Origin of the sequence: Streptomyces sp. NPDC060031 (assembly GCF_042736805.1) — a bacterium.
Classification (GTDB): Bacteria; Actinomycetota; Actinomycetes; order Streptomycetales; family Streptomycetaceae; genus Streptomyces.
Genome location: NZ_JBHWVM010000046.1, coordinates 27,924 through 48,317, shown reverse-complemented (window position 1 = coordinate 48,317; position 20,394 = coordinate 27,924). Strand labels below are relative to the sequence as shown.

Genomic DNA, 20,394 nt, shown 5'->3' with positions numbered 1-20,394 from the left:
TCCGTGGTCCCCTGGGTGTCGGCGTGCAGCGCGGGACGACGAAGATCCGGGTACGCGCCCGGGCCATACCCACGGCCACGGCCACGCCTCTCCGTCAGTTCATTCTCGCGGCTCCCTCAGAGGATCGCCACGCGGGCGGCGATCCGCCGCGACCGCTCATCGCCGCCGGAGCCGTCCCCGTACGGCGCCTCGAAGAGCGGCAGATTGCGCCCCATCAGCCGAAATTGCCGTTCACATGAGTGATCACGACGGGTTAGGGGGTAGCCACACATCATGATCACTGTTGGGGTCGAAGAAGAGTACTTGCTCGTCGACCCGGAAACTCTCCTTCCCGCTCCGCTCGTACAGGAGGTGCGTGCCACGGCCCGCCTGGCACCGATCGCGGACGAACGCGAGGTCCAGGACGAACTGCTCCAGGCCCAGATCGAAGTCGCCACCCCCGTCTGCACGGCCCTGGAGGAAGTGGGCGGGCACCTCCTGCGGCTGCGCCACGCGGTCGCCTCCGCCGCACAGGCGAACGACTGCCGCATCGCGATCTCTGGCACCGCGCCGGTCAAGGACGTCTTCCCCGTACCCGTCACCAGCACGGCGAGGTACCTGAGGATGCGGGGAGAGGCGCGGCTGCTGGTCGATGAGCAGCTGATCTGCGGCATGCACATCCATGTGGGGATCCCCGACCGGGAGACCGGCGTGGCGATGCTGAACCGGCTGCGCGTCTGGCTCCCGACCCTGCTGGCCATGTCCGCGAACGGACCCCTGTGGGACGGGCGCGACACCGGGTTCGCCAGCTGGCGCACGATCATCTTCGGCCGCTGGCCGGTCAGCGGCCCGCCCCCGTATTTCGAGGGGGCCGCGGATTACGAGGCGCGGGCAGACGGCCTGCTGGACTCGGGGGTGATCCCCGATCGCGGGCAGCTGTACTGGCACGCCCGGCTCTCCGAGCGCTACCCGACCCTCGAAGTGCGCTGCTGTGACGTGCAGCTGGAGGCGGACGACGCGGTGATGCTCGCCGGTATCGTACGCGGGCTCGCCGCCACCGCGATCGCCGAGGAGAAGGCGGGAGCCGCTCCCGCGCTGTGCCGACCGGAGGTCCTGCAGGCGGCGACGTGGCACGCGGCCCGGCACGGGATGAGCAGCACGCTGGTGGACCCGGAAGGCCGAATGCGGAGCAGCAGGGACGTGCTGTGCATGCTGCTGCGGCACATCGGCCCCGCCCTTGAGGAGAACGGTGACTCCCGCGAAGTGAGCTCGCTCGTTCACCGGCTCCTCCAGCAGGGCACGGCTGCCGACCGCCAGCGCCGTGCCCTCGCCGAGGCGGGTCTGCCCGCGCTCGCGGCCCTGATCACCGCGGGAGCCACCACCGGATGAGGCGGCGCTAGCCGGGGTGGGGTGGGCCGCTCGCTCTCCGGGCGTTGGCCGCGCATGCCGAGCCGTACCTCCAGCGGAGCGGGAGGTACGGCTCGTCCCTGCGCGCCCAGGGGGTGCGGCTGTCAGGTGTACAGGCGGCTGTTGATTCCGTCGTGGGCGTCGGCGGCCTCGTCGTTGAACCAGTAATCACCTGCGGCCAGGTAGCGGAAGGAGTGGACGCTCTTGCCGGGCAGGGCGACGGTGACGGCACGCATGCCGTCGCGCCGCCGGGCCAGGGTGTGAGTGCCGGGCTGCCAGTCGTTGAAGTCGCCGACAACACTGACCGGGCCGGGCGGGGTGTCGGCGGGCAGGACGAAGGTGACCTCGGTGCGGTCCTTGCGCTGCTTGCGTTCGAGCACGGGGAGGGGCTCCTGACGGCAGGGCGGGCAGAACGGGCTGTGCGTGCCCATGCTCGGACCGCCGCCCCGGGCACGGAGGCGGACGCGCCCGCGCTGCCGCCGCAGCTTCACTCGGCCGGCGCTGTGCCGGAACGTATCTGCCTGCGATCACGTGCGATCCGCGGAGGAGGCAGCGGCCGGCCGGAAGCGGGGTGGCCGGGTCAGGGCGCCCTCCAGTGGAACTTGCTGCCGCCGACCCACCGGACCTCGCCGGGGTCGTCAAGGTCGTGGATGGTGATACCGAGGGCCGCGGCGGTGAAGATCACGTCCGTCATGGACCTGGCGGTGCTGACGACCTCGCCGTCGATCTCCACGATGCGGAACGGCGGGTCGCCGGGCTGCACGCCGAGTACGGTGACCCGCGCCGGGGAAACGTAGGGACTCGTGCCTTCGGTCATGGAAGCTCGCCTCCACTTCGCGGCCGGGGCCCACGCGGGGCGGCCGCGGCACGCCGTTCTCCCCGGCGGCTCTTCAGCGGCCGAGGGCCATGGCCCCTCCGTGGTTCGTGTGCGGGTTTCGATCACGCTCCACCGAATGCATCCCGCATACATACTGCGCCTGCCCATGCCCTCTCGGCGAGCTGGTCCGCCCCTGGGAAGGTGTGAGCGTCCGTGTTCGCTCAACGGAAGAGACGCTTCGGCATGGCCGTTCGAGTTCATCGTGGTCAGGAGCACGCTCTCGTCGGCACCATGGAGCACGGGGTGTTGGGGCGGCGCTGGGCCTGCGACGGCTGCCACGACCCGGTGTTGGTGGCCCAGTTGCTCGCCCTGGTCGAGGGCCGGGTCCACGCCCAGGACCGGAACACCAGCGACACGCCCGACCGGGAGGTCATCTGCTCCTCCACCGGCGAAGGCTGGGCCCCTGGCGCTCGGCCCGCATGGCGCGACTCTCCGCTTGCACCGGGCCCTACTCCCCTCACAAGACCGCCCGCCGTTCCTTCCGCAGGAGCGACCGCCACATCTCCGTGACCGAGGAGGAGAGCCTGCCCGCCCCGTCATCGTGAGGGCGGCCCGCACCAAGTGCACCGGGTGCCGGGCCCCTCCATACTGGGGGCGTGAGGCGTACGCGTACGGTCTTGCTGTGCATCGCCGGCCTGATGGGTACAGCCCTTCCGGCCGGGAACGCTGCGGGCGGCCCGGCGCCGGCCGCGGCAGCGCCGGGGGTCTGCGTCAGCTCGCCCGGCCCCACCCGGGGCGACGCGCGCGAGATCCTCGCCATCGCTCAGCAGTCCCAGCGGGAGTTCGGTCTGAACTCGGTGATCCTGCGGGTGTCCTCCGGTGACCGGGAGGTGCTCACCACGGCTCTCGGCGCATCGATGACGGGCGTGCCGGCCGAGCCGTCGATGCACTTCCGTACGGGGTCCGTGGCCATCGTCTACATGGGCACCGTACTGCTCCAGCTGGTCGAGCAGGGCAAAGCCTCGCTCGACGATCCGGTGTCCCGGTGGCTGCCGGACCTGCCGCACGGCTCGGAGATCACCCTGCGGATGCTCGGCAGCTCCACGTCCGGTCTGCACGACTACGTCACGGACCCGGCCTTCCTCGCCGAGCTCGAGGCCGCGCCGTTCCGCACGTGGACACCGGCCGAGGTCATAGGAATCGCGACGCGTCAGCCGCTCCTGTACGAGCCGGGGACCAACTGGAGCTACTCGCACGCCAACTTCGCGCTCCTCGGCGCCGCGCTGGAGAAGATCAGCGGCCTCCCGCTGGAACGGCTGCTCACGGAGCGCGTGTTGAAACCGCTCGGGCTGAGCCAGACCAGCAACCAGTACACGCCGCAGATCCCGGACCCCGTACTGCACGCCTTCACCTCCGAGCGCGGCACCTACGAGGAGTCCACCTTCTGGAACCCTTCGTGGACCACCGCTCCCGGTGCGGTCCTCGTGCAGGACATCTGCGATCTCGACCGGTCTGCGCGTGCCGTCGGGACCGGGGAGCTGGTGTCCGCGGAGTCCTTCCGGACCCAGCTCGATCCGGGCACCGTCGGCCTGGGCCACGCGACGTCCTCCTGCCCGGCCAGCGTCTGCCTCCTGACCAACACGGCGGCCCACCACTTCGGGCTGGGTGTGATCGTCGTCAACGGCTGGATCCTGACGAACCCGTCGTTCTCGGGTTACGCGGCCATACAGGCCTACCTGCCGCCGAAGAAGCTCTCGATATCCGTCACCGTGACGAAGGGCCCCAAGAGCCCCGAAGGCAACTCGGCCCAGACCATCGCCGAACGCATCTCCGCGGCCCTCGCCCCCGAACAGGCGCTCAAGATGCGCTGACCTCGGCGCCGGACCCCACCGCGCCGCTCACTCGCTGAGCGGTGCGGCCCGTACGCCGCCCAGGCCAAAGCGCCGCCGCGAACGCGCACAGCACGGGCCTCTGGCTCGGAGCTCCGGCAGCTAGCGGGGACCGGCGTCCGCTCCGGGACGTGAACGTGAACGTGACTCCAGTCACTTCTAGTGGCGGATGGGACATGACTTCCGGGGCAGAGGGCATGCGCGCCGAAGTGCCAGATCATTGCGGGTTCGCCGCGGTGGCGGCGAACCGGAGGTACAGCGCGTCGTGTCCGAGCAAAAGACCATCCACACCGGCGGGACCTGGCGGTCCGCGGCCTCGGGAGCCACCAGGGAGGTCCTGGATCCGGTGGACGCCACCGTCCTCGCCGTGGTCGCCGAAGGCGGCTCCGCCGACGTCGACGCCGCGGTCAGCGCCGCGCGGGCCGCGTTCGACGGCGGGGAGTGGCCGGGCACGCCGGTCTCCGAGCGTGCGGCGCTGCTGCGCCGCACGGCCGACCTGCTCCAGCGTGACCGCGAGCGCATCGGCCTCCTGGAGAGCCTGGACGCGGGCAAGACGCTCGAAGAGGGCCGCGTCGACGTGGACTGCGTCAGCGACGCCTTCCGCTACTTCGCCGACCTCGTCATCGGTGAGGGCGCGGGCCGGGTCGTGGACGCCGGTTCCCCCGACATCCACAGTGTCGTCGTCCACGAGCCGGTCGGGGTGTGCGCCCTGATCACCCCGTGGAACTACCCGCTGCTCCAGGCCAGCTGGAAGGTCGCCCCTGCCCTGGCGGCGGGCAACACCTTCGTGATCAAGCCGAGCGAGATCACCCCGCTGACCACCGTGGCTCTGATCGAGCTGCTGGTGGAGGCGGGGCTGCCCGCCGGAGTCGCCAATCTCGTCACCGGCGCCGGCGATCCGGTCGGCGCCCGCCTGGCCGCCCACCCCGATGTGGACCTGGTCTCCTTCACCGGCGGCCTCACCAGCGGTACGAAGGTCATGCGCGCGGCTGCCGACACGGTCAAGAAGGTCGCCCTCGAACTCGGCGGCAAGAACCCCAACGTCGTCTTCGCCGACGCCTGCGCCACCGCGGACGGCTTCGACACCGCCGTCGACCAGGCTCTCAACGCCGCCTTCATGCACAGCGGCCAGGTCTGCTCGGCCGGCTCGCGCCTGATCGTCGAGGAGTCGCTGCGCGAGCGCTTCGTCGCCGAACTCGCCCGCCGCGCCGAGAAGATCCGCATCGGCCGCGGCACCGACCCGGGCGTGGAATGCGGTCCGCTGGTCTCCGCCGCCCAGCTGGCGCGGACCGAGTCCTACGTCGCCTCCGCGCTCGCCGAGGGCGCCACGCTGCGCGCCGGGGGCGAACGGCCCGACGGCCCGGGGTACTTCTACCGCCCCACGGTCCTGGACCGCTGCCACCGCGGCATGCGCGTCGTACGCGAAGAGGTCTTCGGGCCGGTGCTGACCGTCGAGACCTTCCGTACCGAGGACGAGGCCGTCGCGCTCGCCAACGACACCGAGTACGGGCTCGCGGGCGGCGTCTGGACGGCGGACCAGAGCCGCGCCCGCCGGGTGGCCGGCCGGCTGCGGCACGGCACGGTCTGGATCAACGACTTCCACCCCTACCTGCCGCAGGCCGAGTGGGGCGGCTTCGGGAAGTCCGGCATCGGGCGCGAGCTCGGCCCGTCCGGCCTGGCCGAGTACCGCGAGGCCAAGCACGTGTACCAGAACCTCGCTCCGCGCCCCGTGCGCTGGTTCGCGGGCTGACGGAGGCAGGAGACACATGAGCACGACCACCACGCACCACCTCGAACACCACCACGAGCGGGAGCAGGAGCACGAGTACGACTACGTCATCGTCGGCGGCGGCACCGCCGGCTCGGTGATCGCGTCCCGCCTGACCGAGGACCCGGACGTCACCGTCGCCGTCATCGAGGGCGGTCCGAGCGACGTCGACCGCCCCGATGTGCTCACCCTGCGCCGATGGATGGGCCTGCTCGGCGGCGAGCTCGACTACGACTACCCCACCACCGAGCAGCCGCGCGGCAATTCGCACATCAGGCACAGCCGGGCCCGCGTCCTGGGCGGCTGCTCCTCGCACAACACCCTCATCGCCTTCAAGCCGCTCCCGTCCGACTGGGACGAGTGGTCGCAGGCGGGCGCCGAAGGATGGCACGCGGCTGCCATGGAGCCGTACTTCGACCGGCTCCTCAACAACATCGTGCCGGTCGCCGAGGCGGACCGCAACGCCATCGCCCGCGACTTCGTGGACGCGGCCCAGAGCGCGCTGGGCGTTCCCGGCGTGGAGGGTTTCAACCGGAAGCCGTTCCACGAGGGCGTCGGCTTCTTCGACCTCGCCTACCACCCCGAGGACAACAAGCGTTCGTCGGCCTCGGTGGCGTACCTCCACCCGGTCATGGACGACCGTCCCAACCTGCGGCTCCTGCTGGAGACCTGGGCGTGCCGCCTGGAGCTGGACGGCACCCGGGCCCGCGGCGTCCACGTCCGTGCCGCCGACGGCTCGAAGTCGCTGATCACCGCCCGCCGCGAGGTTCTGGTGTGCGCGGGCGCCGTGGACACCCCGCGACTGCTGCTGCACTCCGGCATAGGCCCCCGCGAGGACCTGGAGGCCCTCGGCATACCCCCGGTCCACGATCTGCCCGGCGTCGGCGAGAACCTCCTCGACCACCCGGAGTCCGTGATCGTCTGGGAGACGGACGGCCCGATCCCCGAGAACTCGGCCATGGACAGCGACGCGGGACTCTTCGTCCGGCGCGACCCGGACTCCCCGGGGCCGGACCTGATGTTCCACTTCTACCAGGTCCCGTTCACCGACAATCCGGAGCGGATCGGCTACGAACGCCCCGCGCACGGCGTGTCGTTGACCCCGAACATTCCCAAGCCGCGCAGCCGCGGCCGTCTTTTCCTCACCAGCGCGGACCCTGAGGTCAAACCCGCCCTCGACTTCCGCTACTTCACCGATGAGGACGACTACGACGGCCGGACCCTGGTGGACGGCATCAAGCTGGCCCGCCGGATCGCCGCGGCCGAACCGCTCGCCGGATGGCTGAAGCGAGAGGTCTGCCCGGGTCCCGAGATCACCGACGACGAAGCCCTCAGTGCGTACGCCCGTTCGGTGGCGCACACCGTCTACCACCCCGCGGGCACCTGCAAGATGGGCGCCGCCGACGACGAAACCGCGGTCGTGGGACCGGACTTGAAGGTGCGCGGCCTCGAGGGGATTCGCATCGCGGACGCCTCCGTCTTCCCGACGATGCCCGCGGTCAACCCGATGATCGGAGTACTCATGGTCGGCGAGAAGGCCGCCGAGCTGCTGGCGGGTGAGGTCCGGTGACCACGGTTCACACCGACTCCGCCGGGGCCGCGGCGGGCGACACCCCCGGCGCCGACGGCGCTCCCGTCTTCCGCGTCCAGGGCCTGTGGAAGGTCTTCGGCCCCGCGCGCAAGGCCGCCCTGGTGCCGGGCTCCGAGCACGCCGCGCTGCCCGCCGCCGAACTGCGCGAGCGGACCGGCTGCACGGCCGCCGTCCGCGACGTCACCTTCGACGTCCGCAAGGGCGAGGTCTTCGTGGTCATGGGACTGTCCGGCTCGGGCAAGTCCACGTTGGTGCGCTGTCTGACCCGGCTGATCGAGCCCACGGCCGGATCCCTCGCCATCGACGGCGAGGACGTCCTCGCCATGGACGCGGCCCGTCTGCGCGAGCTGCGCCGCCATCGCGCCGCCATGGTCTTCCAGCATTTCGGCCTGCTGCCGCACCGCACCGTCATCGACAACGTCGCCTACGGCCTGGAGATCCAGGGCATGAGCCGCCCCGACCGGCGCGCGAAGGCGGCCGAGATGGTGGCCAAGGTCGGACTCGACGGCCTCGAGGACCGTCGGCCAAGTCAGCTGTCCGGCGGCCAGCAGCAGCGTGTCGGTCTCGCGCGCGCCCTGGCCGCCGACCCGGAAGTGCTCTTGTTCGACGAGCCGTTCAGCGCGCTCGATCCGCTGATCCGCCGCGAGATGCAGGACGAGGTGGCCCGGCTCCACCACGACGAGGGCCGCACGATGGTCTTCATCACCCACGACCTGTCGGAGGCGCTGCGCCTGGGCGACCGGATCGCGCTGATGCGCGACGGCCGGATCGTGCAGCTCGGAACCCCCGAGGAGATCGTGGGCTCGCCCGCCGACGACTACGTACGGGACTTCATCCGCGACGTGCCGCGCGAGCAGGTCCTCACCGTACGCACCGCGATGCGCCCTGTGGCGGCCGGTGAGGCCGAACAGGGGCCCGCGCTCACCCCCGCCACGACGGTGGCGGAGGCCATCGAGGCCGTCGCCCGCAGCGGCGGCCCGGCGCGGGTCGTGGACCACGGCCGGTGCCTGGGTGTCGTGGACGACGCGGGACTGCTCGCCGTGGTGGCCGGTCTTCCGGCCTCGAACGGGCGGGGGGTGGCGGCATGACGCGCCCAGCCCGCTGCGCTGTCCTTGTCCCCGGCGCCCGGAGGTGGTGCGGATGACCGCGGCCACCGCGCCCCCCGTACGGGAGCCCGAAGATCAGGGCCGTTGCGGGCGGCCGGACCGGTCGGGCGGGGGCGAACAGCCCGGTCTCGCCCGGTCCCCCGCCGCGGCGACGCCCGGCGTCCGACTGAAAGCCCGGCTCCGCCACGGCGCCGGCCGCAGGGTCCTGCCCCTCGCCGTCTTCGCCGTGGCACTGCTCCCCCTCGCGCTGCTCTTCCCGGGCGCCGGGAGCTGGCCCGCCGCCCTGGCCGTCGACCTGTCCGGGCCGCTCGGCCGGGCCGGCGACTGGATCATCGACAACCGGGACGGCCACCCGCTCTTCCTCTACTTCTTCGGGCACGTCAGCAACGCCGTGGTGGTGTCCGTCCGCGCGGTGTACGTCGTCCTGCTGGCCGCCGGCTGGATGGGCGTCACCGCCCTGGCCGGGCTGATCGCCCTGCGCCTGGCGGGCGTCCGGCTCGCCCTCACGTGCGTGGCCGCCTTCGCCGCGTGCGGGCTGCTCGGCATGTGGGTGCCGACGATGCAGACCCTCGCGCTGATGGTCGTGGCCGTCGCCGCCTCCGTCGTGGTCGGCGCCCTCCTCGGCCTCGCCGCCGGGCTCTCGCCGCGGGCCGACCGCGCGCTGCGTCCGGTCCTCGACACCATGCAGGTGCTGCCCGCCTTCGCGTACCTGCTGCCGATGGTTCTGGTCTTCGGCATCGGCGTGCCCGCCGCCGTCCTCGCCACCGTGGTGTACGCGGCCCCGCCGATGGCCCGGCTCACCGCGCTCGGCCTGCGCGAGGCCGACGCCGGGGTGCTGGAGGCCGCGGCCTCGCTCGGCGCGACCGGGCGTCAGCGCCTCCTGACCGCGCGGCTCCCGCTCGCCCGCCGGCAGCTCCTGCTCGGCGTCAACCAGGCCATCATGATGGCGCTGTCGATGGCCGTCATCGCCTCCGTGATCGGTGCGGGCGGCCTCGGCGACCGGGTCTACCAGGCCCTCGCCTCGGTCGACGTCGGCGCGGCGCTCGCCGCCGGCATCCCGATCGTGCTGCTCGCGGTGGTCCTCGACCGCACCGCCGACGCGGCGGGCAGCCGCCTGGGCGCCGCCCCGGTGCCCTCGGCCCGGCAGCCCCTGCTGCGGCGGGTGTTCGCGGGCTGGTACGGGCGGCTGCTCACCCTCCTCGCGGCCGTCGCCGCCGCGATCGCGGGCCGGATCGCGGGCACCTCCCTGTGGCCCGGGTCCTGGACCGTGCCGATCGCGGAGCCCGTCAACCGGGCCGTCGCCTGGATGACCGATCACCTGTACTCCGGGGTGCCCGTCGTCGGCGGCACCGCCGACTGGGCGGCACGCTTCACCGGCTGGATCCTCGACCCCCTGCGCTCCGGCCTGCAGGCCGCGCCCTGGTGGCTGCTCCTTCTCCTGGTCGGCGCGCTGGGCCTGCTCGTCGGTACCTGGCGTACCAGCCTGACCGCTGTACTGGCCCTGGCCGCGATCGGCGTGCTGGGCGTGTGGGAGCCCTCCCTCGACACCCTCTCGCAGGTGCTGGCGGCCGTCGCCGTCACCCTCGTCCTCGGGTTCGCGATCGCCGTCGGCGCCGCCCGCAGCGAGCGCGCGCAGCGCCTGCTCCGACCGGTGCTCGACATCTGCCAGACCATGCCGCAGTTCGTCTACCTCATCCCGGTGGTCGCGCTGTTCGGTGTCGGCCGCGCCCCGGCCGCCGCCGCTGCCGTCGTGTACGCGCTGCCCGCCGTGGTGCGCATCACCACCGAGGGCCTGCGTGAGGTGAGTCCGGCGGCCATGGAGTCCGCCCGCTCGCTCGGCGCCACCGGATCGCAGCAACTGCGGCAGGTACAACTTCCGCTGGCTCGGCCCGCGTTGCTGCTGGCCGTCAATCAGGCGGTGGTCCTGGTCCTCGCCGTCGTGATCATCGGCGGTCTGGTCGGCGGGGGCGCGCTCGGCTACGACGTCGTACTCGGCCTGGCCCAGGGCGACTTGGCCACCGGTCTGGTGGCGGGCGCCGCCATCGTCTGCCTCGGCCTGATGCTCGACCGCGTCACCCAGCCCACGAAGGAGGCCTGACATGCGGATCCGACACCACGGACCCGTCCGGGGCCGGCGCGTCGCCGCCGCACTCACCGCCGGTACGGCCCTGGCCGTGCTCACCGGTTGCGGCGCGGCCGACATGACCCGCCAGGCCTCCCCGTACGCCGCCGCGCAGGGCGCGAAGACCGTCACCCTCTCCGTGCAGTCGTGGGTCGGCGCGCAGGCGAACACCGCCGTCGCCGCCTACCTGCTGGAACACGAGCTCGGGTACCGCGTCGACACCGTCCAGGTGGACGAGGTCCCCGCGTGGGACGCCCTCAGCCAGGGCAGGGTCGACGCGATCCTGGAGGACTGGGGCCACCCGGAGCAGGAGAAGCGCTACGTCAAGGACAAGAAGACGATCACGCCCGGGGGCGATCTCGGCGTGAGCGGCCACATCGGCTGGTTCGTCCCGACGTACTTCGCCGAGGCGCATCCGGACGTCACCGACTGGAAGAACCTCGACAAGTACGCCGACCAGCTGGGCACCGCCGAGAGCCGCGGCAAGGGCCAGCTGATGGACGGCTCTCCGTCCTACGTCACGAACGACAAGGCGCTGGTGAAGAACCTCGGCCTCGACTTCGAGGTCGTCTTCGCCGGGTCGGAGGCCGCGCAGATCACTCAGATCCGGCAGTTCGCGAAGGAGCACAAGCCGTTCCTGACCTACTGGTACAAGCCGCAGTGGCTGTTCGAGCGGGTCCCGATGACGGAGGTGCGGCTGCCGGAGTACCAGGAGGGCTGCGACGCCGACCCGGCGAAGGTCGCGTGCGCCTATCCCCACACGCCGCTGCAGAAGTACCTGAACACCCGCTTCGCGGAGGCGGGCGGGAAGGCGGCGGACTTCCTGAAGAAGTTCCACTGGAGCGTCGAGGAGCAGAACGAGGTGGCCCTGATGATCGCCGAGGAGAAGCTGCCTCCGGAGGAGGCGGCGAAGAAGTGGGTGGAGCGCAACGAGCAGGTGTGGAAGCCGTGGGTGCGCTGATCCGCTCCCCGCGCTGACGCGAACTGGTCGGATCGTCGTCGGTTGGGATTGACCCTCGACTTGGTCGAGGGCTCAGAGTTCCGGGTGTGGAGAGCGAGATGCGCAGTATCGGTGAGATGGCCCGGGACAGTGGACTGAGCGTGAGCGCGCTGCGGTTCTACGACCGTGCCGGCGTGCTGGTCCCTGCCTGGGTGGATCCGGTGAGCGGCTACCGCTGGTACGGCCCGGAGCAGCTCGAAGAGTCGCGGTTGCTGGCCCGGCTGCGCCGGGCTGGCATGCCGCTGGCGGACATTCGGCTGGTCCTGGCCGGCTGGTCCGGTGCGGACACCGATCTGGTGCGGAAGCTGCTCCAGGCGCATCTGCGCCGTCTCGAAGTGGGGTTGTCCGATGCCCGCAATGAGTTCTCCACGGTCCGAACGCTTCTCGAACGCAGGGAGAACCCCATGACTGCGCTCCGTACCGACACCGTCCGGCTGGCGCTTTCCGCGCCCGATCTGGCCGCCGCCTTGGACGCGGTCCGCTTCGCGGCCAGTACCGACCCGGAGCTGCCGATGCTCGGCGGTGTCCTGTTCGACATCGAGGGTGAGGCGCTCCATGTCGTGGCCAGCGACCGGTACCGGATGGCTGTGGCACGGGCCGGTGGCGCCGGGCATGGCGGACCCCGAGTGCAGGTGATCGTGCCGTCCCCGCTCGCCGACGCGATGCGGGCGCTGCTGAGTGACGACGCGTCCGTCCAGCTCACCGTGGAGGGTGACCGCGTGGCCTTGGAGGCGGGGGGCCGCCAGGCGGCCGGCCAGTGCCTCGACCACGACTTCCCTGACTACCGTCGCCTCGTTCGCCTGCCTGCCGGGCGCCGCGCCCTGGTCGATGTCCCGGCTCTCCGCAAGGCGGTGGAAACCGGGCCCGTCCGCGCGGGCGAGGCGCGCGAGCAGGACGGGGTGGCGTCCTGTGAGCTCAGCGTCCTCAAGGTGTCGGCCGACGGTGTGGTGACCGTCTGCGAGGACGGTGACGACGGCCAGGACCGCGTCGCCGTCAACCGCGGCTTCCTCCTGGACGCCCTCGCCGCCGGAGCCCGGGACCGGCTGGTTCTGGAGTTCGGCGCTTCCACGGCGCCGCTGGCGATCCGCCGGACCGACACCGAGGGGACCTTTTCCGTACTGATGCCCGTCCGCCTGGAACCCTGAGGCCTTGGCGGTCTGATCGGGCCGCGGACCCTCGGCCAGGTGCTACCGGTGCCGGGCGAGGGAGCGCACCAGGACGATCAGCGAGAAGGCGATGACGAGCAGGTGCACCCATGCCGGGCCGGGCGCCGGGGCCAGGGACAGCGAGGTGAGCTGATGCGAGGTCATGACGCGCTCCTGCCCGCGACGGCCGCGAGGACGAACGAGTGCCCCGCCGGATCGGTGTACCGGCGCAGTGTCGTGCGGCTGTCCGGGCGGGTGCCGTCCTCCTCCGCCGTCACCGGGCGGGCGCCGAGGGCCACGGCCTCGCGCTCGGCTTCGTCGAGCGAGTCCTCGGCCACCAGGATCCGCAGGTGCGCCTGCTGCGAGTCCTCCGGCGGCGGCCAGCTCGGCGGCAGGTGGTGCGGATCGCGGCGGATTCCGAGGAGCACTCCGGTGTGGCCGGTGACGAGGAACAGCTCCGCGTCGCCGCCGGCCGGGCCCGCCGTGGCGCCGAGCAGTTCGGCGTAGAACCGGGACAGGGACTCGGGTTCGGCGCAGTCCAGGACGAGAACGCTTGTCTTGAGTACGGTCATGCACCGCGTGTGCCCTGCGTCGCCGCCCGTACACGCTCGGCGGTTTCCGCTCCCGGTGCCGGGTCCACGAGGATGCGGGGCAGGGCGTCCGGGTGCTTCGCCACCAGCCAGGCGATCAATTGCTCCCGTACCGCGCAGCGCACCGTCCACAGGTCGTCGGCGTCCTTGGCGGTGACGATGACCCGCACCACGATGGTGGAGGGCGTCGTCTCGGTGACGGAGAGGTCCCAGCCGCGGCCGTCCCACTCCGGGCAGTTGTGAAGGATCTCGTGGGCCTTGTCGCGCATCAGGTCGACGGGCGCGCTGTGGTCGCAGTGGAGGAAGGCGGTGCCGGTCATCTGGGCGCCGCCGCGGGACCAGTTCTCGAAGGGGCGGGTGGTGAAGTACGAAACGGGCATGGTGATCCGGCGTTCGTCCCAGGTGCGTACGGCGAGGTAGGTGAGGGTGATGTCCTCGACCAGCCCCCACTCGCCCGCCACCACCACCGTGTCGCCGATGCGCACCATGTCGCCGAAGGCGATCTGGAAGCCGGCGAAGAGGTTGCCGAGGGTGGACTGGGCGGCGACGCCGGCCACGATTCCGATGATCCCGGCGGAGGCGAGCACGGAGGTGCCGAGCGCGCGGAAGCTCGGGAAGGTGAGGAGCATCGCGGCGATCGCGACGACGGCCACGACGACCGTCACGACCCGTGTCATCAGCGTCACCTGGGTACGGACCCGGCGCACCCGGGCCGGGTCGCGGGTGCCGGTGGCGTAGCGGGCGTACCCCGACTCGACGGCGGCGGAGGACACCGCCACGATCAGCCAGGCCCCCGCTCCGATCAGGGTGAGTGAGAGGATCCGGCCCACGGTGGCCGCGTTGTCCTGCAGCGGCGGCCACGCGGTGTGCCGGTAGGCGCCCCTGAGCAGCGCGGCGAGCAGCACGATCTGCAGGGCGCGGCGGCAGCGGCGCAGCAGGTGCCACAGGGGCGTTTCGGGGTGCCGTGCGTCGGCTCGGCGCAGCAGCAGGTCGACGGCCCATCCGGACGCGGCGGTCACCAGGACCGAGCCTCCCAGGACGGTCGGCAAGAGAACGACGCTGTTCATGTCTCCCCAGCGGATGTAGACGGCACGGACTTCCCCGCGCGTGCCCCGGGGGAAGGAGCTGACACAAGGGGCGCGCGAGCCGCAGGCCCGCAAGTCCGCAAGTCCGCAGGGCCGCAGCGCTGCTCGGGGCCTGTGCATGGGCTTCTCAGGGGTGGGTAACCGCGCGTCAAGACGTCCTGCCGGACGGCCCGCACCGCTCGGGGTGCCGGGCCGCCGACGACACGGAAGGGGTGCACATGTCGCACGTCGAGGAGTATGTAGAGGTCAACGTCCCCGTACGGATGGCCTACAACCAGTGGACGCAGTTCGAGCAGTTCCCCGCCTTCATGGAGGGGGTGGAGCGCATCGAGCAGCGCACGGACACGCTCACCCACTGGGTGACGAACGTGAACGGTGTGCAGCGCGAGTTCGACGCTCAGATCACCGAGCAGCTCCCGGACCGGCGCGTCGCGTGGATGACGGTCGGCGGGGAGACCCGCCAGGCCGGGCTCGTCACCTTCCAGCCGATCGACGCGACCACCACCAAGGTCGTCCTGCACATGAACTGGGTGCCCGAAGGCCTGGCCGAGGCGGCCGCCGACAAGCTCGGCTTCGTCAAACGCCAGGTCGTGGGTGACCTGAAGCGGTTCAAGCTGTTCATCGAATCGCGCGGGTTCGAGACCGGCGCGTGGCGGGGCGAGGTCTGACCGCGATGAGAATCGGGGCCGCGAGCAGGGGCACCCGGGCCGCGTCCCGGGGCGGCGGGATCCGGGAGGTCACGGCCCGGTGCGGGCTGCTGGCGCGCGGGGTGCTGTACGTGCTGATCGGGATGCTGGCGCTGCGCGTCGCCTTCGGCGGCGGCGACAAGGAGGCCGACCGGCAGGGCGCCCTCCAGGAGCTCGCGGGAAAGCCCTTCGGCGGTGTCCTCATCTGGGCCGTGGGCATGGGTCTCGTCGGCATGACGCTGTGGCGTCTGTCGGAGGCGTTGTTCGGGGCGGCCGGGCCCGACGGTGACGAGCCCGTGAAACGGCTGGCCTCGGCGGCCCGGTGCGTCTTCTACGCCGTGGTGGCCTACTCCGTACTCACGTTCTCGGCGGGCGGCGGCCGCTCCGGCGACGAACAGTCGCGCGATGTGACGGCGAAGGCGCTGGACCTGCCCGCCGGCCAGTGGCTGGTGGGGGCCGCCGGACTCGGGATCGGCATCGCGGGGGTGGTCATCGCGGTGCAGGCGGCGCGGCGCAGCTTCCGCAAGCACCTCGCCATGGCCGGGGTCTCGGCACGGTGCCGCAAGGCCGTCGACTTCCTCGGAGTGACCGGTGGCCTGGCCCGGGGAGCCGTGTTCGCGGCGGCCGGAGGCTTCGTGGTGTACGCGGCGCTGCACTACGACCCCACGCAGGCGAAGGGGCTGGACGACACCCTGAGGTCGTTCACCCACACCGCGGCGGGGCCGTGGCTGCTGGTCGTGGTCGCCGTCGGGCTGATGCTCTTCGGGCTGTTCTCCTGGGCCATGGCCCGGTGGCGCGAGGTCTGATTCCGGCAAGGGGGATACCCGCCGAAGGGAAGCGGAATCCTTGGGAATCTCGGCCAAGTTGGCGTACGCGCCTGCATGACTCCCCGAAGTGACGTTCCATCACCCCTGTACGGGGGCACCCGCGTGGTGCCGTTGGTTCGTCCACCGAGGAGAGCACACCATGACGAAGATCCTCGTCCTGCACAGCGTCAGCCTGGTCAGGTCGGCCCTGGCCGCCCTGCTGAGATCGGAAGGGCCCTTCGAGGTCACATCGGCGGGGTGGCGTGCCGGGGCGCGCCAGGCCGAGGCCTTACGACCAGACGTGACGGTCGTCGACCTCGACTGTCCGGGGACGACGGCCGTTCTGGCGGACGACGGACGCGCGGACCGGCAGGTCCTCGCGTCCCCGTCCCCGGTCCTGGTCCTCGCGTCGACCGGCGCACCCGGCGCCCTGCACCGGGCCTTCCGGGCCGAGGCCCGCGGCTACGTCGACAAGGACGGGTCACCGGGACGGCTCGTACGGGCCGTCCGCAAGGTCGCCGCGGGAGAACGGTTCGTCGACGCCTCGCTGGCTTCCGCCTTCATGGAGGCCGACCCCGTGCCGCTGAGCCCGCGGGAACTCAGCGTGCTGGCCCGGGCCGCGGAGGGCGATTCCATCGCCGAGATCGCCCGCACCCTGCACCTGGCGAGCGGGACGGTACGCAACTACATGGCGGCGGCGACCCGCAAGACCGGCGGCCGCAACCTCATCGACGCGATCCGGATATCCCAGGGGGCGGGCTGGGTCTGATCCGAGGCCGCCGCGGACGGGTGCCGCAGCCGCGTCATTCGTCCGTGGTCCGGTTCCACCGCCCCACCAGGTCGCGGTACAGGGGTGATCTGGCGGGGAGTTCCGCATGCGTGCCGCACACCGCGCGGGTCCCGTCAAGGACGAGGACCCGGTCGGCGCGGGCCGCGGACGAGACGCGGTGGGCCACGACGACGAGGGTGCCGGAACGGTCCGCGAGGGCCCGCTCGGCACGCTCCTCCGTACGCGGGTCCAGGTGGCAGGTGGCCTCGTCGAGCAACAGCAGCGGGGCCGGCGAGAGGTAGGCGGCGGCGAGCGCGAGGTGCTGGCTCTCCCCTCGGGACAGGTGCCGGGGGGACACCTCGGCATCCAGGCCGCCCAGCCGCTCCACCAGGCCTTCCAGCCCCAGGGCGCTGACGGCCCGCAGCACCTGGGCGTCCCCGGGCACGCAGGCACCCGGGCCCGGGCCCGGGCCCGCGGACAGGTGGGTCAGGTTCTCCCGCACGCTGCCGGTGAACACGTAGGCCTGCTGCGGCAGCAGGGTCCGCCGCGGGTCCGGTCCTGTGGCACCGGGTTCCCGGCCGGCGGCAGCGCCGGCGACGAGGACCGTCCCCGCGTCGGGTGACAGCATCCCGGCCAGCAGCGCGGTGAGCGTGGACTTGCCGATGCCGCTCGGCCCCACCACGGCGAGGTGCTCCCCCGGCCGCACCACCAGGTCGAGGGCGTCGAGTACGGGAGCCGCGCCGGGGCCGTAGGCGAAGGTGACGCCCCGGAGCTCGGCCGCGGCGGCGCTCTGCGGGCCGGTGTGGACGAGCGCCCGCGGTGTCGTCGCACGGCGGTCGGCCGGGGTCGGCGACACCGGATCGCAGAAGCGTTCCAGGACCACCAGCAGCCGGGTCCCCGCGGAACCCACTGCCGTCATCAGGGAGTTGAGTGCGGGCAGCAAGGCCTGGACCACGTAGGTGAGGCCACCGGCCAGCGTACCTGCGGTGATTCCCCGCCCGAGCAGCCAGGGCGTCGCGACGAGCAGCGCGATCACCGGCAGCCGGCCCGCCGCGCCCAGGGCCAGGGTGCGCAGGGCCGCCCAGCGGGCGAGCCGGCGCGCCAGCCGCTCCTGGGTGGCGATCAGCGGCTCCACCCGGGCCCGCGCCGCCGCCTGTCCACCGCACGCGACGATGTCACGCAGGCCCTCCCCCAGCGCCCCTACCCGGTCCGAGAGCGCCTCGTCGGTGTCCAGGGACCGGCGCTGCACGGATGCCATGGGGCGGAGCGTGGCCAGGAAGGCGGCCGCGCCCAGCAGCAGGGGTGGCAGCACGATCAGCAGCAGCACCGGGGCCAGGGCCGCCATGCCCGCGAGTGCGCCCACGGCGGTGAACACGAACGAACGTGCCGTCAGGACCAGCCCCGCGAAGGAATCCCGGGCCATTTCCGTCTGCTGGGTCAGCCGGGACACCGCGCCCGTGTCGGGAGCGCGCACCGGGTCGGCGACGGCGCGGTCCAGCGCCTGCCGTACCGCCCGCCGGACCAGGCCGTCCCGCAGCGGCTCCACGAGGTCCGCGAGGCCGGCGAACACACCGCGCAGCGCGAGGCCGCCGAGCAGTGCTCCGGCTCCCGCCGCGGCCAGCCAGGCGAGACCGGTGGCGGTGCGGCCGGCGAGGAAGCCGTCGTCGAGGGCGCGGGCCACACCGTAGCCGCCGAGGAACGTGTGCGCGGACTCGAGGAGCGACCAGCCCGCCAGCTTCCCCAGTGCGCCCTTGCGGCCGCGCAGGAAGCGTCGGGCTTCGGGTGCCACCCGACGCCAGGACCCGGCCTCGGTCACCGCGCCACCTCCCGGTCCGCTTGCGCACCCGTCTCCGCGGCGGCGGCGAACACCTCCCGGTAGGCGGGCTCGCACCGCCACAGCGCGTCGTGGGCGCCGGTCGCCCGCAGCCGCCCGTCCTCCAGCCATACGACGAGGTCGGCGCGGACGGCGGACGAGAGGCGGTGCGCGACCACGATCCGGGTGCCGGGCCGGATCGCGTGGGCGAGCGCCCGCTCGACCTCGCGGGCCGTGACGGTGTCGAGGCTGGAGGTGGCGTCGTCCAGGACGAGGAGCCGGCCAGCGTGGCAGAACGACCTGGCCAGCCCGAGGCGTTGGACCTCGCCGCCGGACAGCGGGGCGTCGGCGAGGCGCGTGTCGTACCCGTGGGGCAGGTGCCGTACGAACGGGTCGGCGCACGCGGCGCGGGCCGCGGCGCGGACCGCTTCCGGGCCGGGGTCGGGACCCGCGCCGAACCCGATCGCGTCGCCGACCGTGTCCCCGAGCAGCACGGGCCGGTCGAAGGCGTACCCGACCTCGCGGCGCAGCGCTTCGGCGCTGACCTCCCGCAGGGGTACGCCGTCCAGCAGCACCTGGCCCGTGTCGGGGTCGGTGAGCCGGCCGGCCACGGCGGCGAACAGCGTCTTGCCGGCTCCGGAGCGGCCCACCACCGCCACCGTGGTGCCGCCGGGGATCACCAGGCTGATGTCGTGCAGGACCGTCGATCCGCCGCGTACGACCCGGACGTCCCGCAGTTCCAGGGTGCCGGGGCCGTCCTGCGGCAGCTCCGCCCGGCCGTGGCCGAGTTCGGGCAGGGCCAGGAGGGCGGCGGTCCGGCGGGCGGCCGCCCGGCCGCGGACCACGGCCGCCAGCCCGCCGGTCACGGCGCCGATGCCGGCCGCGAGGGCGGCGTACCGTGAGGCGGCGAGGAGTTCGCCGACGCCGATGGCGCCGGCCGACAGGCGGATGCCGCCGACGGCGAGAACCACGTACAGCAGCATCGGCATGAGGGCCGCGGAGCGGGCCGTCGTGCCGCCGTAGACCTGCCACATGCGTCGGCCCTCGGCGCCGAGCTCGGGCAACTGCGCGAGGATCCGCGTGCGTTCGCGCTCGGCGGTACCGGCGGCGGCGATCGTGCGCGCCCCGGCCAGTGCCTCGACGAGACGGCCGGCGGTGGCGAGCTGCACCTGCTGGTAGCGGGCGACGCTGGTGAGGGTGTCACGGGCGAAGGCCCGCAGCAGGAGCACCAGCAACGGAACGCCCAGGAGGAAGGCGAGCGCAGTCCACAGGTCGATGAGGAAGAGTGCGGCCACCGCGCCGAGCGGCGCCACCAGTGCGGCGACGGCGTGCGCGGCGGCGGCCGGGACCTTCCCGGCCTCGGTGGCGTGTGCGGTCAGCCGCGCGGCGGTCTCACCGGGTGCGTAACGGGCCGCGTGGTGCGGGGCCGTCCGCAGCAGCCGGGTGAGCCCGAGCCTGCGCAGCCGCGCGGTGGAGCGGCCGTCCACCTCGCCGGTCAGCCGTGCGGCGGCGGCGTCCAGGGTCACCTCGGCGGCGATGACCGCGGCGCACAGCAGCGTCCAGGCGGGGCCCGACGGGGCTCGGCGGAGCAGCAGGTCGAGGGTGTGGCCGAGGATCGCGGGTTCGGCGAGCGCCGCCGCGGCGGCCGCCACCGCGCAGCCGAGGACGGCGGCGGTGCGCCCGCCACTGTGCCGGGCCGCCGCCACGAGTGCCCGGTCGGCGCTGCGCGCCTCGGCGGGCGCCTGCGCCTGCGCCGTGTCGACCGCCGCGTCAGGGGGGCTCATCGGCGGGTGCCTCCAGTGATGTGGTGCGGGCCCGGAC

19 protein-coding genes are annotated in these 20,394 nt (G+C 72.9%); 12 read left to right on the top strand and 7 right to left on the bottom strand.

Annotated elements, in window-relative coordinates:
* Positions 1–273: 273 nt before the first annotated feature.
* Positions 274–1,368, top strand: coding sequence for a glutamate--cysteine ligase (locus ACFWB8_RS21225; RefSeq protein WP_385229071.1), 1,095 nt, complete (start codon positions 274–276; stop codon positions 1,366–1,368).
* 122 nt (positions 1,369–1,490) lie between these two features.
* On the opposite strand, the gene ACFWB8_RS21220 is transcribed toward ACFWB8_RS21225, so the two are convergent.
* On the bottom strand, positions 1,491–1,766 hold the full coding sequence (locus tag ACFWB8_RS21220) for an isoamylase early set domain-containing protein (protein WP_385229068.1): 276 nt from the start codon (positions 1,764–1,766) through the stop codon (positions 1,491–1,493).
* Positions 1,767–1,966: 200 nt separating this feature from the next.
* Entirely contained in the window at positions 1,967–2,203 is a 237-nt protein-coding gene (locus tag ACFWB8_RS21215; protein ID WP_385229065.1) for a hypothetical protein, read from the bottom strand.
* 243 nt (positions 2,204–2,446) lie between these two features.
* On the opposite strand from ACFWB8_RS21215, the gene ACFWB8_RS21210 reads away from it, so the two are divergent.
* The 8 genes from ACFWB8_RS21210 (at position 2,447) to ACFWB8_RS21175 (ending at position 12,824) form a co-directional block, all read left to right on the top strand.
* Entirely contained in the window at positions 2,447–2,773 is a 327-nt protein-coding gene (locus ACFWB8_RS21210) for a hypothetical protein (protein ID WP_385229063.1), read from the top strand.
* Between the two features lie 86 nt (positions 2,774–2,859).
* The gene (locus ACFWB8_RS21205) at positions 2,860–4,074 is read left to right on the top strand and encodes a serine hydrolase domain-containing protein (protein ID WP_385229060.1); all 1,215 of its coding nucleotides are present in this window, start codon (positions 2,860–2,862) and stop codon (positions 4,072–4,074) included.
* A 283-nt stretch (positions 4,075–4,357) separates the two neighbouring features.
* The gene (locus tag ACFWB8_RS21200) at positions 4,358–5,842 is read left to right on the top strand and encodes an aldehyde dehydrogenase family protein (RefSeq protein WP_385229057.1); all 1,485 of its coding nucleotides are present in this window, start codon (positions 4,358–4,360) and stop codon (positions 5,840–5,842) included.
* A 16-nt stretch (positions 5,843–5,858) separates the two neighbouring features.
* On the top strand, positions 5,859–7,430 hold the full coding sequence (locus ACFWB8_RS21195; protein ID WP_385229054.1) for a GMC family oxidoreductase: 1,572 nt from the start codon (positions 5,859–5,861) through the stop codon (positions 7,428–7,430).
* A complete protein-coding gene (locus ACFWB8_RS21190; protein ID WP_385229051.1) occupies positions 7,427–8,539 on the top strand; it encodes a glycine betaine/L-proline ABC transporter ATP-binding protein in 1,113 nt (370 codons plus the stop codon). Before ACFWB8_RS21195 ends, ACFWB8_RS21190 begins: the two co-directional genes overlap by 4 nt.
* Before the next feature lie 52 nt (positions 8,540–8,591).
* The gene (locus ACFWB8_RS21185; protein ID WP_385229048.1) at positions 8,592–10,655 is read left to right on the top strand and encodes an ABC transporter permease subunit; all 2,064 of its coding nucleotides are present in this window, start codon (positions 8,592–8,594) and stop codon (positions 10,653–10,655) included.
* A 103-nt stretch (positions 10,656–10,758) separates the two neighbouring features.
* Positions 10,759–11,640 carry an ABC transporter substrate-binding protein gene (locus ACFWB8_RS21180; RefSeq protein ID WP_385229109.1) on the top strand — a complete coding sequence of 294 codons (882 nt, stop codon included), beginning with the start codon at positions 10,759–10,761 and terminating at the stop codon, positions 11,638–11,640.
* A 98-nt stretch (positions 11,641–11,738) separates the two neighbouring features.
* Entirely contained in the window at positions 11,739–12,824 is a 1,086-nt protein-coding gene (locus tag ACFWB8_RS21175) for a MerR family transcriptional regulator (protein WP_385229045.1), read from the top strand.
* A gap of 42 nt (positions 12,825–12,866) precedes the next feature.
* Here ACFWB8_RS21175 and ACFWB8_RS21170 read toward each other — a convergent pair whose 3' ends face one another.
* The 3 genes from ACFWB8_RS21170 to ACFWB8_RS21160 are packed head-to-tail and all read right to left on the bottom strand — an operon-like array spanning position 12,867 to position 14,481.
* Positions 12,867–12,989 carry a hypothetical protein gene (locus tag ACFWB8_RS21170; RefSeq protein WP_385229043.1) on the bottom strand — a complete coding sequence of 41 codons (123 nt, stop codon included), beginning with the start codon at positions 12,987–12,989 and terminating at the stop codon, positions 12,867–12,869.
* Positions 12,986–13,396 carry a VOC family protein gene (locus ACFWB8_RS21165; protein WP_385229040.1) on the bottom strand — a complete coding sequence of 137 codons (411 nt, stop codon included), beginning with the start codon at positions 13,394–13,396 and terminating at the stop codon, positions 12,986–12,988. The genes ACFWB8_RS21170 and ACFWB8_RS21165 overlap by 4 nt, the downstream gene beginning before the upstream one ends.
* Positions 13,393–14,481 carry a mechanosensitive ion channel family protein gene (locus ACFWB8_RS21160; protein WP_385229037.1) on the bottom strand — a complete coding sequence of 363 codons (1,089 nt, stop codon included), beginning with the start codon at positions 14,479–14,481 and terminating at the stop codon, positions 13,393–13,395. The genes ACFWB8_RS21165 and ACFWB8_RS21160 overlap by 4 nt, the downstream gene beginning before the upstream one ends.
* Positions 14,482–14,717: 236 nt before the next feature.
* Here ACFWB8_RS21160 and ACFWB8_RS21155 point away from each other — a divergent pair, with 236 nt between their 5' ends.
* From ACFWB8_RS21155 to ACFWB8_RS21145, 3 genes are all read left to right on the top strand, one after another.
* Positions 14,718–15,167: an SRPBCC family protein gene (locus ACFWB8_RS21155; protein WP_385229034.1), complete on the top strand. Its 450-nt coding sequence runs from the start codon at positions 14,718–14,720 to the stop codon at positions 15,165–15,167.
* Between the two features lie 5 nt (positions 15,168–15,172).
* Positions 15,173–15,991 carry a DUF1206 domain-containing protein gene (locus ACFWB8_RS21150; protein ID WP_385229031.1) on the top strand — a complete coding sequence of 273 codons (819 nt, stop codon included), beginning with the start codon at positions 15,173–15,175 and terminating at the stop codon, positions 15,989–15,991.
* 160 nt (positions 15,992–16,151) lie between these two features.
* Complete coding sequence (locus tag ACFWB8_RS21145) at positions 16,152–16,760, top strand: LuxR C-terminal-related transcriptional regulator (protein WP_385229028.1); 609 nt, start codon at positions 16,152–16,154, stop codon at positions 16,758–16,760.
* 34 nt (positions 16,761–16,794) lie between these two features.
* Here ACFWB8_RS21145 and ACFWB8_RS21140 read toward each other — a convergent pair whose 3' ends face one another.
* Entirely contained in the window at positions 16,795–18,576 is a 1,782-nt protein-coding gene (locus ACFWB8_RS21140) for an ATP-binding cassette domain-containing protein (RefSeq protein ID WP_385229026.1), read from the bottom strand.
* Positions 18,573–20,357, bottom strand: coding sequence for an ATP-binding cassette domain-containing protein (locus ACFWB8_RS21135; RefSeq protein WP_385229023.1), 1,785 nt, complete (start codon positions 20,355–20,357; stop codon positions 18,573–18,575). Before ACFWB8_RS21135 ends, ACFWB8_RS21140 begins: the two co-directional genes overlap by 4 nt.
* Between the last annotated feature and the right edge of the window lie 37 nt (positions 20,358–20,394).

Coding starts and splice junctions, on each gene's coding strand:
- ACFWB8_RS21165 (WP_385229040.1), bottom strand. CDS start 13,396: ATGACCGTACTCAAGACAAGCGTTCTCGTCCTGGACTGCGCCGAACCC.
- ACFWB8_RS21150 (WP_385229031.1), top strand. CDS start 15,173: ATGAGAATCGGGGCCGCGAGCAGGGGCACCCGGGCCGCGTCCCGGGGC.
- ACFWB8_RS21155 (WP_385229034.1), top strand. CDS start 14,718: ATGTCGCACGTCGAGGAGTATGTAGAGGTCAACGTCCCCGTACGGATG.
- ACFWB8_RS21180 (WP_385229109.1), top strand. CDS start 10,759: ATGACCCGCCAGGCCTCCCCGTACGCCGCCGCGCAGGGCGCGAAGACC.
- ACFWB8_RS21215 (WP_385229065.1), bottom strand. CDS start 2,203: ATGACCGAAGGCACGAGTCCCTACGTTTCCCCGGCGCGGGTCACCGTA.
- ACFWB8_RS21145 (WP_385229028.1), top strand. CDS start 16,152: ATGACGAAGATCCTCGTCCTGCACAGCGTCAGCCTGGTCAGGTCGGCC.
- ACFWB8_RS21210 (WP_385229063.1), top strand. CDS start 2,447: ATGGCCGTTCGAGTTCATCGTGGTCAGGAGCACGCTCTCGTCGGCACC.
- ACFWB8_RS21135 (WP_385229023.1), bottom strand. CDS start 20,357: ATGAGCCCCCCTGACGCGGCGGTCGACACGGCGCAGGCGCAGGCGCCC.
- ACFWB8_RS21195 (WP_385229054.1), top strand. CDS start 5,859: ATGAGCACGACCACCACGCACCACCTCGAACACCACCACGAGCGGGAG.
- ACFWB8_RS21160 (WP_385229037.1), bottom strand. CDS start 14,481: ATGAACAGCGTCGTTCTCTTGCCGACCGTCCTGGGAGGCTCGGTCCTG.
- ACFWB8_RS21185 (WP_385229048.1), top strand. CDS start 8,592: ATGACCGCGGCCACCGCGCCCCCCGTACGGGAGCCCGAAGATCAGGGC.
- ACFWB8_RS21170 (WP_385229043.1), bottom strand. CDS start 12,989: ATGACCTCGCATCAGCTCACCTCGCTGTCCCTGGCCCCGGCGCCCGGC.
- ACFWB8_RS21175 (WP_385229045.1), top strand. CDS start 11,739: ATGCGCAGTATCGGTGAGATGGCCCGGGACAGTGGACTGAGCGTGAGC.
- ACFWB8_RS21225 (WP_385229071.1), top strand. CDS start 274: ATGATCACTGTTGGGGTCGAAGAAGAGTACTTGCTCGTCGACCCGGAA.